The following is a 13,609-nucleotide window of genomic DNA, read 5'->3' as shown; positions in this document are numbered from 1 at the left end:
CAACAGCTCAGGCCAATCTGCGCTTACGGATGGCGCACCAGCTTCTCGCGAAGCGGCGCCGTCTCCTCGCTCCAGAACACCGGCTTGCCCGCCACCAGCGCGGCGGCGGGCAAGCCGTCTGCATAGACGATGCGGTTGCTGGCCAGTGCTGGCACCAACCGATGAGCGCCCTCAGCGTTGGCAGCGCCCACCGGCAGCAGGGTGCCGACCAGATTCAGTGGGTCACTGGCACTGACAGCGACCAGGCTGCCGTCCAATGGGCGTTTGCGCACCTCGCGCAGCACCGGGATCGCTTCGGGCAAGGCGAACTGTTCGCCGGCCAAGCCACTCACGAAGCGCCCGCCGCGGATGTCGCCGCGCGCTTCGAGTCTGTGACAGGCGCGCAGCAGGTCTCGCCAGCTGGGCAGCCAGTCGGCTTCGCGCTGCAACAAGCGCCAGAACACCACGCCATATCGACGCAGCAGCGTCATCACCACTTGCTCAGCCACATCGTCGGCTGCGGTACCGGGCGGTCGCAGCAATGCCCAGCGTCCAGCGTCGTCCATGCCGCCGATGAAGGCGCCACGTCCGCGCCGGCTGCTGCGTGTCTGCCGTTTGCTGGCAGGGGTGATCAAGGCTCGCAGGCCAGCGAAGCTATCGGCATTTACAAGTCCTGCAGCGACCAGTTCCTGCAGCGCATTTTCCAGTTCGGTACGCAGCAGGTGGGCTTCATGGCTCAATTCGTCGAAGAACATGGCGCCTTGTTCCTGCAACGCCTGGTGGACTTTCTGCGCCCGCAGCGAGAGCGCCTGCAGATCGCTGGGCGGTGCCAGGCTGCGCCAGATGGCCAGCCGGGCGCGCGGCAGCAGCACAATGGGCGTGCCTTTGAGAGTGGCGCCCTTGGCGCTGCCGGCCAGGCGTGCCCACACGGTCTTGCCACTGCGGCAGGACTGGTCCAGCCATTGTGGGTTGTAATCCTTGAGGCGCGCCGGCAGCAGATCACTCTCCCAGACTGCGGCGGGAGCACTGTAGCCTTCCAGCAATTGCAGCACCTCGCCCAGGGCCGCTTCGCCTTGCAAGCGTGAGCTGGGTGCCAGGTGTTGCCAGTCGAGTAGAAAACGCATGAAATCCTGCAGGCTGACCGGCTCGATTTCCCGGCGCAGGCGCTTGACGGTGTAGCGATGAATACGCGCCAGCAGATGCCGCTCACACCATTGGGTTTCCTGCACGCCGGGGCGAAACTCGCCGCGCAGCACGTAGCCTTCGCTTTCCAGGCGGATCAACGCTTGCTCCACCAGTGCCGGATGCAGGTTCAACGGCGCTGCCACCTCGCCCAACCGCAAGGGCCCGAAACCGCTGAGCCGTGAGCGTACCAACTCCAGTACTGCAGTTTCCTTGTCCCAGGCATGATCGAGCCGGTGTAACGGGGTCAGCGGTGGCGACAGGGGGGCTTGGGGGTAAAGCGTCTGCAAACCTTCGAGGCGCTCCAGGGCTACCCACAGATGGCGCCCATCACTGAGTCCAAGGCGCGTGGCGCGACTCGAGTCCGCCAGGCCAGCCAGCAGTGCCGACCACGACGGGTCGACTTCTTCGCCGGCAACGGCGCCCAGCGTCATCAGCGCTTCATGCATTTCGTCGCGGCTGCCGGGGGCGGGCCAGGCTTGCGTTTCGACGGCGCTGATGGCATCGGAGTCCAGGGCACCTAGATCGTCCGCCGATTGCGGTTCGCTCCAGCGGCGGTTGAGGACCGCCTGGGTGCGGCGCTCCTCCAGGGGCGCGTCGTCGAGAAATGCATAGGGGCGCGCGTTGAGGATGGCCGCGGCCAGTGGCGACGGGGCGGGCAGATCGCGGCTGAGAAGGCGGATATCGCCCGTTTCGATGCGTCGCAGCAGCGTTAGCCAACTCTCGCTGTCCATGGCTTCGTGCAGGCAGTCGTCCAGAGTCTGCTCGACCAGCGGGTGATCGGGAATCTCCCGCTCGCCGACAATGTTCTCCAGGCAGGCGATCTGGTCGGGAAAGACACTGGCGATCAGGTCCTCGCTCTTCATGCGTTGCAGCTGTGGTGCCACCTTGCGCCCACCGGCATAGCGAGGCAATGCCAGCGCGGTCGCTGCGTTCCAGCGCCAGCGCACGCCGAACAGCGGCGCATCGAGCAAGGCCTGGACAAGCACATGCTCGGCGCTGTTGCTGTGCAGGTAGCGCCACACCTCTTCCAGCGCGAAGCTGTGACTTGTCGACAGCGACAGCACGATGGCATCCTCGCTGGCCGCTGCCTGCAATTCGAAATTGAAGGTGCGGCAGAACCGTTTGCGCAACGCCAGACCCCAGGCGCGATTGATGCGGCTGCCGAATGGGCTGTGAATGATCAGTTGGGTGCCGCCGGACTCATCGAAGAAACGCTCCATCACCAGCGTCTGCTGAGACGGCAGGGCGCCCAGCACCGAGCGCGTACGCGCCAGGTAATCCAGCAATTGCTCGGCGCTGTCGCGGTCCAGCCCCAGATCCTCGCCCAGCCACACGGCCAGTGGCCCGGTGTCGCCCTCGCTGGCCTGCAGACGCGTATCGATCTCGGCCTGCAGCCGCGCAACGGCAGCGGACAACTCGTTGCTGCGGCCCGGCACTTCGCCCAGCCAGAACGGAATGTTCGGCGGCTGGCCTTGAGCGTCTTCGACACGCACTCGGCCGCCTTCGATACGCAAGATGCGGTAGGAGCGGTTGCCGAGTTGGAAGATGTCGCCAGCGATGCTTTCCACTGCGAAGTCTTCGTTGACGGTGCCGATGTTCAGCCCTTGTGGATCGAGCATGACGTTGTAGTCGGCGTTGTCGGGAATGGCTCCACCGCTGGTCACGGCAGTGAGCTTGCTGCCTCGGCGGCCCCGTAGCGTCGCGGTGACGCTGTCGCGGTGCAGATAGGCGCCCCGCACGCCCTGCTGGCCGCTATAGCCTTCGCTGAGCATGCCGAGCAGGGCCTGATAGTGCTTTTCATCCATCTGGGCGTAGGGAGTCGCCTTGCGAAACATCTGTAGCAGCTTCTGTTCCGGCCATTCCTGGCAGCTGACTTCGGCGACGATCTGCTGCGCCAGCACGTCCAGCGGCGCGTTGGGGATGTGCAAGATATCCAGTTCACCGCGACGCACGGCGTCGAGCAGCGCCACACATTCGATCAGATCGTCCCGTGAGGTCGCAAACAGCCGGCCTTTGGGCGTGCCGCCGACCTGATGACCAGAGCGGCCGACACGCTGCAGAAACGCCGAGATCGAGCCAGGCGAGGCAATCTGGCAGACCAGGTCGACATCGCCGATATCGATGCCCAGTTCAAGGGATGCGGTGGCGACCAGCACCTGCAACTCGCCCCGTTTGAGGCGCTGTTCGGCGTCGAGTCGGTGTTCCTTGGCCAGGCTGCCGTGGTGGGCCGCCACCGACTCCCGGCTCAGACGATCGCTCAGATGACGGGCCATACGCTCGGCCAAACGGCGCGTATTGACGAATATCAGGGTGGTGCGGTGCTCCCGGGCGAGTTGCGCCAGACGGTCGTAGACCAACTCCCAGACATCATTGGCCATCACCGCGGTCAGTGGCACGGGCGGCGTTTCGATGGCCAGGTCGCGAGGGCGGGCGTGGCCGATGTCGACGATCGCGCAGGGGCGCTGGTGGCCCGCGAGAAAGCGGGCGACTTGCTCCACGGGCTTCTGCGTCGCTGACAGACCAATTCGTCGCAATGGGCTCGTGCACAGCGCCTGCAGGCGCTCCAGGCTCAAGGCCAGGTGGCTGCCGCGTTTGCTGCCGGCAATGGCATGAATTTCATCGACGATCACGGTGCCGACATCGGCCAGCATGCTGCGACCGGAATCAGAACCCAGCAATACGTACAGCGATTCGGGCGTGGTCACCAGGATATGCGGAGAACGCTTGCGCATGGCAGCACGCTCCCGCTGCGGGGTGTCTCCGGTGCGCACGCTGGCAACGATGGGCACTGGGGGCAGGCCCAGGGTGACGAGCTGAGCGTTGATGCCTTCAAGTGGGCGTTGCAGGTTCAGCTGGATGTCGTTGGACAGGGCCTTGAGCGGCGAGATGTACAGCACCTGGGTGCACGGTGGTAGCTGGCCTTGATGTTCGAGGCCTTGGCGTATCAGTTCGTCGAGCACAGCGAGAAAAGCGGTCAGGGTCTTGCCGGAGCCGGTGGGCGCGGCGATTAGCGTCGATTGCCCGGCCTGGATCAGCGGCCATGCCTGGGCCTGCGCCGGGGTGACGGCGGGGAAACTGTGCTGGAACCAGGCGCGTACGGCGGGATGGAAACCGTCTAGTGCTGGATCGGGTAGGGCGGGGAGGGTCATGTGCTATTGAGGGCAGCGCGGGGTGGAAGTTGCAGTGGGGGCTTTTTGGTTCGGGGGTTGGCGGGTGGATTTTGTGGTGGATGGTCCCCTCACTCCAGCCCTCTCTCTGAGGGAGAGGGGGTCGTACGGAGGGGTTGCGGCTATCGGCGATCTGCTATGGCTCCATCTTCCTCGGGCCGATATGGCGATTCGGGAGGGCTGGGGTGAGCATCTGCCCACCACCCATCTTAACCAAACCGATAGATATCCATCCCCAACGCCCCCAGCGTGAACCCCTGATGCGCTACCGCAAACGCCCCGCCCGCACCGCGAGCGAAAAACAACGGTAACAGGTGCTCGTCGCTAGGGTGATTGCGCACGGCGTGGGGCGCCTGTCGGCGGTAGTCGTGCAAGGCACCTTCGTCATTCGACGCCAGCTTGCTCACCATCCAGTCGCGAAACTCCAGGGCCCACGGCGTGGCTTTCTCTGGCCCGGCCCGCCATTCCAGCTCGCGCAGGTTATGGGTGATGCTGCCCGAACCGATCAGCAGAATGCCTTGCTCGCGCAGCGGTGCCAGCGCCTGACCCACCGCATGCTGCAATTCGGGGCCCAGATGGCTGGGCAGCGAAACCTGCACCACGGGAATGTCGGCAGCGGGGTACATCAGTGACAACGGCACCCAGGCGCCGTGATCGAACGGCCGCTCAGGGTCAAGTTGCGCCGGTAGCCCGGCGTCGCTCAGGTGCTGTGCGACGCGTGCCGCCAACGATGGGTCGCCGGGCGCCGGGTACTGCACCGCGAACAGCGCTGCCGGGAAACCGCCGAAGTCGTGCCAGGTTTGCGGCTGGGCGCCGCTGGCTACCAGCAGGCCGCGACTTTCCCAGTGCGCCGACACCAGTACCACGGCCTTGGGCCGCGGCAACTGCTCGGCCAGCCGACGCAGGGCTGGGCCACTGGCGCCGGGCTCCAGGGCGAGCATGGGGGATCCGTGGGAGATGAACAGGCTGGGAAGCATGGCGATGTCCTGAACGATGGAATGAGCCTATCTTCGTTCATGAACACATCCACATCTAATATAAGTTTTACGCCGTATTGATCGAAAACATCGTTGTGTCAGAGCGGGCGGCTGTCGATCAGGCAAAGAAAAGGGCGACCGAGGTCGCCCTTTCTCATGCAAGCCGCGATCAACCGCGACGGCGCAGTGCTTCGATACGATCTTCCAGCGGCGGGTGGGTCATGAACAGGCCGGCCAGGCCGTGCTTCAAGCCACCGTTGATGCCGAAGGCATTCAGGGTATCGGGCATGTGCACCGGTACGCCTTGTTCCGAACGCAGACGCTGCAAGGCACCAATCATTGCGCTGGTACCCGCCAACCGGGCGCCGGCTTCGTCGGCGCGGAACTCACGCTTGCGCGAGAACCACATGACGATGACGCTGGCCAGGATACCCAGCACCAGCTCGGCGACGATGGTCGCGATGTAGTAGGCGATACCTTGGCCCTCTTCGTTCTTGAAGATGACCTTGTCGACGAAGTTGCCGATGATGCGTGCGAAGAACATGACGAAGGTGTTCACCACACCCTGCACCAGCGCCAGGGTGACCATGTCGCCATTGGCGACGTGGCCGATCTCGTGGGCCAGCACGGCCTTGACTTCATCGGGCGAGAAACGCTCGAGCAAGCCCTGACTCACCGCAACCAGCGCGTCGTTCTTGTTCCAGCCGGTGGCGAAGGCGTTGGCCTCGTAGGCTGGGAAGATACCCACTTCGGGCATCTTGATGCCGGCTTCGCGGGACAGCTGCTCGACGGTCTGCAGCAGCCATTGTTCGTGACGGGTGCGCGGTTGGGTGATGATCTGGGTTCCGGTGCTCATCTTCGCCATCCATTTGGAGATGAACAGCGAGAACAGCGAACCGGCGAAGCCGAACACGGCACAGAAGATCAGCAGCTGATTGAGGTTCAGATCAACCCCGTTGGCCGCCATGAACCCATTGAAGCCAAAAAGGCTCAAGGTGATGCTGGCAATCAGCACGACCGCAAGGTTAGTGGCCAGAAACAGCAAGATGCGCATCATGGTTGTAACGTTCTCCTGACGGATAAAAGTGTTGCGTATGCGGGTATATAAGGTGCGCGCCCGGCCGATTCAACCGGGCGACTATTTCAAACTGTGTACACGCACTTGAACACTTGCTCAGGCAACGCCGTTACTGACGATAATTCTTCAGGAAACCACCGATGCGGCCAATGGCCTGCTCCAGATCATCGACCCGCGGCAAGGTGACCACGCGGAAGTGGTCGGGCCAGGGCCAGTTGAACGCGGTGCCTTGCACCACCAGCAGCTTCTCGGAGAGTAGCAGGTCGAGCACGAACTTCTCGTCGTTGTGAATCGGACAGATTTTCGGGTCGATGCGCGGGAATGCATAGAGCGCGCCCATGGGCTTGACGCAGGTCACACCCGGGATGTCGTTGAGCAATTCCCAGGTGCGGTTGCGCTGTTCCAGCAAGCGACCGTTGGGCAGCACCAGGTCGTTGATGCTCTGGTAGCCGCCCAGCGCGGTCTGGATGGCATGCTGGCTCGGCACGTTGGCGCACAGGCGCATGTTGGCCAGGATATCGATGCCTTCGATGTAGCTCTGGGCGTTGTGCTTGGGCCCGGAGATGGCGATCCAGCCGGAACGGAAGCCCGCCACTCGGTACGACTTGGACAGCCCGTTGAAGGTCAGGCACAGCAGGTCGGGCGCCAGAGAGGCGGTGCAGATGTGCACGGCGTCGTCGTAGAGGATCTTGTCGTAGATTTCGTCCGAAAACACCACGAGGTTGTGCTGGCGGGCAATCTCCAGCATGCCCAACAGCACTTCCCTGGAATAGACGGCGCCGGTGGGGTTGTTCGGGTTGATGATCACCATGGCCTTGGTGTTGGGCGTGATCTTGGCCTTGATGTCGTCCAGATCCGGCCACCAGTTGGCCTGCTCGTCGCACAGGTAATGCACCGCGTTGCCGCCGGCCAGGCTCACCGAAGCCGTCCACAGCGGGTAATCCGGCGCTGGAATCAGCACTTCGTCACCGTTGTTGAGCAAGGCCTGCAACGACATCACGATCAGTTCGGACACGCCATTGCCCAAGTAGATGTCTTCGATACCGACACCTTCCACCTGTTTCTGCTGGTAGTACTGCATCACGGCCTTGCGCGCGCTGAACAGACCCTTGGAGTCACTGTAGCCCTGGGCGGTCGGCAGGTTGCGGATCACATCCTGAAGGATTTCCTCAGGCGCTTCGAAACCGAACGGTGCCGGGTTGCCGATGTTCAGCTTGAGGATGCGATGACCTTCCTCTTCCAGGCGTTTGGCGTGCTTGAGCACAGGCCCGCGGATGTCGTAGCAGACGTTGGCAAGCTTGTTCGATTTACTGAACTGCATGATGTGATCCCGAAAGGTGAAGAGCGCCGCGCCGGACGTGGACATGAAAAAATTGAACCGGTGAAACGCGGGTGACAGACTGCTGTCCAAAGGCGCAATCATACGTGCCACCTGATCGTTGCAAAAGATACAGATCGGGCTTTTTGAACCGCCGAGGTGTACTGATGAACAAGCTGACCCGCACTGAAAAAGAATGGCAAGACATGCTCGACCCCGAGCAATACAACGTTTGCCGCCTGAGCGCCACCGAGCGGCCGTTCACCGGCAAGTACAACGACTTCAAAGCTGACGGAATCTTCACCTGCGTGGGCTGCGACGAACCACTGTTCGACTCCCGGACCAAATTCGATTCCGGCTGCGGCTGGCCGAGCTTCTATGCGCCTATTGGTGAGCAGGCCATGGTGGAAATTCGCGACACCAGCCACGGGATGATCCGCACCGAAGTCAAATGCGCTACCTGTGATTCGCACCTGGGCCACGTATTCCCGGACGGCCCGCCGCCCACCGGCCTGCGTTACTGCATCAATTCGGTGTGCCTGGACTTCCAGCCCCGGGCCGAACAGCCCGCCTGACCCCTGACAAGAAAGTGACCATGAGCAAAGAGCTACTCTCCATCCCCTGCATCACCCTGGACGGCCAGCACAAGACCGTCGGTGACTTCGCCGGCAAAGCCTTGCTGGTGGTCAATACCGCCAGCCAGTGCGGTTTCACCCCTCAGTACAAGGGGCTGGAGGAACTGTGGCAGACCTACCGCAAGCAGGGCCTGGTGGTATTGGGTTTCCCCTGCAACCAGTTCGGCAATCAGGAACCTGGTGACACGCTGGATATCGTGCAGTTCTGCGAAAAGAACTTCGGCGTGAGCTTTCCCATGTTCCGCAAGATCGACGTCAACGGCGAGCTGGCTCATCCGCTGTTCGTGCAGTTGAAGAAGAGCGCGCCGGGGCTGTTCGGCTCCGAGCGCATCAAATGGAATTTCACCAAGTTCCTGGTCGCGGCCGACGGCAGCGTCAAACGCTTTGCACCCACCACCAAACCGGCGGCCCTGACCGACGAGATCGAAAAAGCCTTGCGTTGATCGGGTGCTGCCTCAGACGGGCACCCACTGATCGATCAGCATGATCAATTCTTCGCGTCGAAACGGCTTGGCCAGATAATCGCTCATGCCCGCCGCCCGGCAGCGCTCGCGCTCCTCGGGCATGGCGTTGGCGGTCAGGGCGACGATGGGCAACTGCGGCCAGCGCCCGCTGCGGCGAATCTGCCGGCTGGCTTCGTAGCCGTCCATCACCGGCATGTTGCAGTCCATCAGCACCAGATCGAATTCGCGGTTCTCCAATTCGGTCAGCGCCTCGCCGCCATGAGCCGCCACGGTGACTTCGCAGCCCAGCTTGCTGAGCATGCCCTTGGCCACCAGTTGGTTCACCGGATTGTCCTCGACCAACAGAATCCGCGCCCGACGTTGAGGTGAACTGCTGGCGCTGTAGGTGTCCAGCACCGCCGGTTCGTGGCCGGCCAGGCTGCGCCGCAAGGCCTGGTACAACGCATTGCGTGCCAGCGGTCGCGCCTGCTGCTGCAAGGGCATCAGGGCATTGGCCTGCTCGGTCGGCAGGAAGTTGCCATAGGCGGTCACCAACAGGATCGGCGCCTGGATGGCCGGGCGCAGATTGAACAGCGCATCGAGGTTGTCGGTGATCACCAGATCCGGCGCGATATTGCTCAGGTCGGCGCCCAGGTCATAGCGCTGATAGTCGATGCCCCACAGCGGCAACAGGTCCAGCAGCAATTCCGCCAGGCCGCTGCCGGCATGGCCAATCATCGCCACCTGGCCGCGTAGCAGGGCAGGGGGGCTGGCAGGGCTATGAGCCTGCAGCGGCAGGTCGGCATAGAACTGGCTGCCAAAGCCCGCTTCCGAGCTGATGCTCAGGCGCCCCTGCATGGCCTCGCAGAGGTTGTTGGTCAGGGCCAGCCCAAGTCCCGTCCCGCCGAACTGGCGGGTGATGCCTGCACCGGCCTGGGTAAAGGGCTGGAAAATCTTGACCTGAGCTTCCTGGGCGATGCCGATACCGGTATCGCTGACTTCGATACGCACGCCGCCGGGCCGGGTGTACAGGCGCACATCGACCCGGCCGAAACGGGTGAATTTCAGTGCGTTGGACAGCAGATTGCTGACGATCTGTCTGACCCGAGTCGGATCGCCCAGCACCAACGCCGGGAAGTGCGGGTCGATCAGGCAGGTCAGCTCCACACTCGGCGCAGCGTTCTGCGACAGCAGGTTGGCGGTGTCCTCGATCAGCGCGCCCAGGTCGAACGGGATGCGCTCGAGTTCCAGCTGGCCGGCGTCGAACTTGGACAGGTCGAGAATATCGTTGAGCAACTCCACCAGCACCTTGCCGGAGTCATGGGCAATCGACAGCTGCTGGCGCTGCTCGGCATTCAACGGGCTGTCCAGCGACAGTGCGATCATGCCCAGCAGGCCATTGAGTGGAGTGCGGATCTCATGGCTCATGTTGGCCAGAAACGCGGCCCGTGCCTGAGCCATGTCCAGCGCGGTGCGCCGGGCCTTTTCCAGCTCTTCGTTGGAGAGGCTCAGGCGCACGTTGCTGGCCTTGAGCTCGGTGGTGCGGGAGGAAACGATGTTTTCCAGCTCGCTGAGGTAGTCGGTCAGGCGGTTCTCCGCCGTACGCCGTTGCTGGATCTCGGTGGCCATGCTGACGAACTGCTGATTGGCGACCTTCACCAGCACACCGATTTCGTCATGCTCGTGGCCGGGCGGGAAATCCAGTCGCGCGGGCTTGGCCTGTTGCGGATCGCTGCTGCTCAACGCCCGGATGACGCGGTTCAGCGGCTTGGTCAGCATCATATAGAAGAAGAACAGCAGAATGCCGGTCAGCAATGCCGTGCGCAGGAAGCCGCTGGCCAGGGTGATTTCCGAGCGCTTGAGAAAACGATTGCCGATGGCGAAGGTGTCGACGGTCAGTTGCAACGTACCCAGCCGGTCGTTGGGCATGTGCGACAGGAACAATGGGTCCTGATATTGACGTTGGCTGTCGAACAGCAAGTCGCTGAGGAAGCGGTAGTTGCTCTCCAGCCGCGGCCGCTGCACGCTGGCCAGCACATTGCCGTGGTTGTCGGTCAGTCGGGCGCCGACGATCGACTCGGACTGCAGCAGGCCAAGGGTCAGTTCCTTGGCCAGCTCGGCATCGATGTTATAGGCAATGCGCGACGCCGGGTTGTGACTGATCTCCAGCAACGAGCCCATCTGCCGGTTGATGGCTTCGTCGACATTGGCATAATCGATCCAGATCTGGATAACGCTGAGCAATGCCCCCAGAATGAAGCCGACCAGTACCGTGAGGCGCGCTTGCTTGTAGGACAGCCGCTGGGTGAACTTTATATCCATGGGTACTGAGCCAAATTTCCGTTTCCGTGCGCAAGGCGAAGCATAGACCAGCGCCCCGGCCCCTTATGGCGTGGCGGCTTGATTGCCTCGCCGAACCTTTTACACGCAACTTGCCCCGAGGAGAAGTCGTGGAACCTCGTTTGAACGCCTTTCTGGAGCGTGCCGAATCCGTGCTGGCCCGCCTGGAACCCCTGCTGCCCGCCCTGCGGCCCGACATCGACTGGAATCAATGCCTGGCTGCACGCTGGCAACGCGAGGGTCGCAGTGGTTACCTGCTGCCATTGGAAGTGAGCCTGGACATGCGCCTGTCCGACCTGATCGGGGTCGACTTGCAGCGCCAGCAGTTGGCCCGCAACACCCAGCAGTTCCTCGACGGCCATCCTGCCAACCACGCCTTGCTCTGGGGCTCGCGCGGCACCGGCAAGTCCTCGCTGGTGCGGGCCCTGCTGGCCGAGCACGCCAAGGCCGGCCTGCGCCTGATCGAAATCGAGCGCGACCACTTGGCCGACCTGCCGCGGGTGGTCGAACAACTGCAGAAGCTGCCGCAGCGGTTTGTATTGTTCTGCGACGATCTGTCCTTCGAGGCCGGGGAGGGCGACTACCGGGTGCTCAAGAGCGTGCTCGACGGCTCCCTGGAGCAGGCGCCGGACAACGTGCTGCTGTATGCCACGTCCAACCGCCGCCACCTGGTGCCCGAACATCAGAGCGACAACGAGAACTGGTCCCGCGTCGACGGTGAGCTGCATCCCAGCGAAGCGGTCGAGGACAAGATCGCCCTGTCCGATCGCTTCGGCTTGTGGCTGTCGTTCTACCCCTTTACCCAGGAGCATTTCCTCAGCGTGGTCGAGCACTGGATCGGCGAGCTGGCCAGGCCAAGCGGGTTGCAATGGTCACGCGATGAACAACTGGACGTGCTTGCCGTGCGCTGGGCGACCGGGCGGGGCAATCGCAACGGGCGCTGTGCTTATCAATTTGCCCGTTATTGGGTGGGTCTCAAACTGCTGGAGCAACAACCATGATCGACCTCGACAGCCAGGGTCAGGGCCTGGAAGGCTACCCGATGCTCTGCGCCCAGCTGGAGTCGCTGCTGGCGGACGAGCGCGACTTCGTCGCCAACGCCGCGCAGTTTTCTGCATTCCTGTTCAACCAGCTGGAGGATCTGAACTGGGCCGGGTTTTATCTGAACCGCAATGAAGAGCTGGTGCTGGGCCCCTTCCAGGGACAGGTGGCCTGCGTGCGGATTGCGTTCAATCGCGGCGTCTGCGGGGCGGCAGCGGCGACGCGTGAAACCCAACGCGTCGAAGACGTGCATGCGTTTCCCGGCCATATTGCCTGCGACAGTGCGTCCAACAGTGAGCTGGTGGTGCCGTTGGTCAAGGATGGCGCGCTGATCGGCGTGCTGGATCTGGACAGCCCCAAGCTGGCGCGTTTCGGTGCAGCCGACCAACAGGGCATCGAGCAACTGGCGGCGATCTTTCTGCGCCTGACCGATTGCAGCCACTATTGAGTGGTCCGACTGGCGGTGCCGGTGGTGCCGTCAGTCGTAGTTCACCTTCTTCTTGAACGGATCCTCTTCCTCATCGGCCTTCAGGCCTTCGGTCAATTCGTTGACTTCATCTTCGGCCGGCTCCATTTCGCTGAGCACCATCGCGGTGGTGCGCTTGAGCAGCCGCTCCAGATACTGCAACTGCTCCTGATACAACAGCGGCTCCGGCTGGTGCTTGAGATACTGCACACCGCGCTCGAATGCCAGCCGGGCCTGGCCCGGCTGTTCGGTCTCCAGCAGTTGCTGGCCAAGATTGTTGAAGAACTCGATGTGCAGCAGTACCAGGATATGACGGATTTCCTTGACCCAGTGCTTGGCCTCGTTGGGCGGCAGGAACCCCTCTTGTGCTGCGCGGGTGACCTGGGCGTGCAGCGCCTCGAGCAGGAAGCGTATGTCCTTGGCCTTGGCCTCGGTCATGATCGGCGCAGGCGGGTTGTTGATGGTGATGGCATCGCCCTTGGCTATTTCCGTTTCCAGTTCGGCCAGCCGCCCTTTGAGTGCGGTGTTGTGCTTGTCCAACTGCAGCAGGCGCTGGTTGATGTTGAACTCGAGTCGGGCGAACAACATCTTCAGGCCAGGGGTCACCAACTGGCCAGGGAAGGTTTCGTTGATCTGACCGCAGCGACGCAGGCGGTCGTTGAGCTCGACCTTGCTGCGGGCCTTGGCCAGCTTGTTGCTCTCTACCATATTGTTGAGAATGCCGATCACGATAAGGATGGCGATCCCGGTAACGATGTACAGGGTGATCATGAGTGGTGTCACCGGCGAGACCTCGGCAAAAGGGGTAGGGGTCAGTGTAATGGCTATACAGTGGCATCGGTAGTGCAGCGGACGGCTGGCCGGGCTTGTTACTGGCTCGGCTTCATACGTTTGGGGCGTAGTGCTACCGATGGTGTCAAAAAACGGCGATGGATAAAGTCGCTCGCACGCTTCGTGCCACCCCCTGCAAACGGCAGCGA

Annotated in this window: 10 protein-coding genes; 4 read left to right on the top strand and 6 right to left on the bottom strand. The window is 62.7% G+C overall.

Annotation, left to right across the window (positions count from 1 at the left end):
- Nucleotides 1–23: 23 nt before the first annotated feature.
- From B3397_RS00670 to B3397_RS00655, 4 genes are all read right to left on the bottom strand, one after another.
- Entirely contained in the window at nucleotides 24–4,313 is a 4,290-nt protein-coding gene (locus B3397_RS00670; RefSeq protein ID WP_296246324.1) for a DEAD/DEAH box helicase, read from the bottom strand.
- A 227-nt stretch (nucleotides 4,314–4,540) separates the two neighbouring features.
- Nucleotides 4,541–5,308, bottom strand: a complete 768-nt coding sequence (locus B3397_RS00665; RefSeq protein ID WP_296246323.1) for a DODA-type extradiol aromatic ring-opening family dioxygenase — start codon at nucleotides 5,306–5,308, stop codon at nucleotides 4,541–4,543.
- 169 nt (nucleotides 5,309–5,477) lie between these two features.
- Complete coding sequence (htpX, locus tag B3397_RS00660; protein ID WP_296246321.1) at nucleotides 5,478–6,365, bottom strand: protease HtpX; 888 nt, start codon at nucleotides 6,363–6,365, stop codon at nucleotides 5,478–5,480.
- Between the two features lie 130 nt (nucleotides 6,366–6,495).
- On the bottom strand, nucleotides 6,496–7,707 hold the full coding sequence (locus tag B3397_RS00655; RefSeq protein ID WP_296246320.1) for a pyridoxal phosphate-dependent aminotransferase: 1,212 nt from the start codon (nucleotides 7,705–7,707) through the stop codon (nucleotides 6,496–6,498).
- A 164-nt stretch (nucleotides 7,708–7,871) separates the two neighbouring features.
- On the opposite strand from B3397_RS00655, the gene msrB reads away from it, so the two are divergent.
- On the top strand, nucleotides 7,872–8,279 hold the full coding sequence (msrB, locus tag B3397_RS00650; protein WP_296246319.1) for a peptide-methionine (R)-S-oxide reductase MsrB: 408 nt from the start codon (nucleotides 7,872–7,874) through the stop codon (nucleotides 8,277–8,279).
- A 20-nt stretch (nucleotides 8,280–8,299) separates the two neighbouring features.
- Nucleotides 8,300–8,782, top strand: a complete 483-nt coding sequence (locus B3397_RS00645; RefSeq protein WP_296246317.1) for a glutathione peroxidase — start codon at nucleotides 8,300–8,302, stop codon at nucleotides 8,780–8,782.
- Nucleotides 8,783–8,794: 12 nt separating this feature from the next.
- Here B3397_RS00645 and B3397_RS00640 read toward each other — a convergent pair whose 3' ends face one another.
- Nucleotides 8,795–11,104, bottom strand: a complete 2,310-nt coding sequence (locus B3397_RS00640) for a hybrid sensor histidine kinase/response regulator (protein ID WP_296246315.1) — start codon at nucleotides 11,102–11,104, stop codon at nucleotides 8,795–8,797.
- Nucleotides 11,105–11,232: 128 nt separating this feature from the next.
- Between B3397_RS00640 and B3397_RS00635 the strand changes: the two genes are divergently transcribed.
- Both B3397_RS00635 and B3397_RS00630 read left to right on the top strand, forming a co-directional pair.
- Nucleotides 11,233–12,123, top strand: a complete 891-nt coding sequence (locus B3397_RS00635; protein WP_296246313.1) for an ATP-binding protein — start codon at nucleotides 11,233–11,235, stop codon at nucleotides 12,121–12,123.
- Entirely contained in the window at nucleotides 12,120–12,611 is a 492-nt protein-coding gene (locus B3397_RS00630; protein ID WP_296246311.1) for a GAF domain-containing protein, read from the top strand. Before B3397_RS00635 ends, B3397_RS00630 begins: the two co-directional genes overlap by 4 nt.
- 30 nt (nucleotides 12,612–12,641) lie before the next feature.
- Here the strand turns inward: B3397_RS00630 and B3397_RS00625 are convergent, their stop codons facing one another.
- Nucleotides 12,642–13,412: a hypothetical protein gene (locus tag B3397_RS00625; RefSeq protein ID WP_296246310.1), complete on the bottom strand. Its 771-nt coding sequence runs from the start codon at nucleotides 13,410–13,412 to the stop codon at nucleotides 12,642–12,644.
- Nucleotides 13,413–13,609: the final 197 nt, after the last annotated feature.

The organism is Pseudomonas sp. UBA4194, assembly GCF_002379585.1.
Classification (GTDB): Bacteria; Pseudomonadota; Gammaproteobacteria; order Pseudomonadales; family Pseudomonadaceae; genus Aquipseudomonas.
This window is presented reverse-complemented; position numbering and strand designations above follow the sequence as displayed.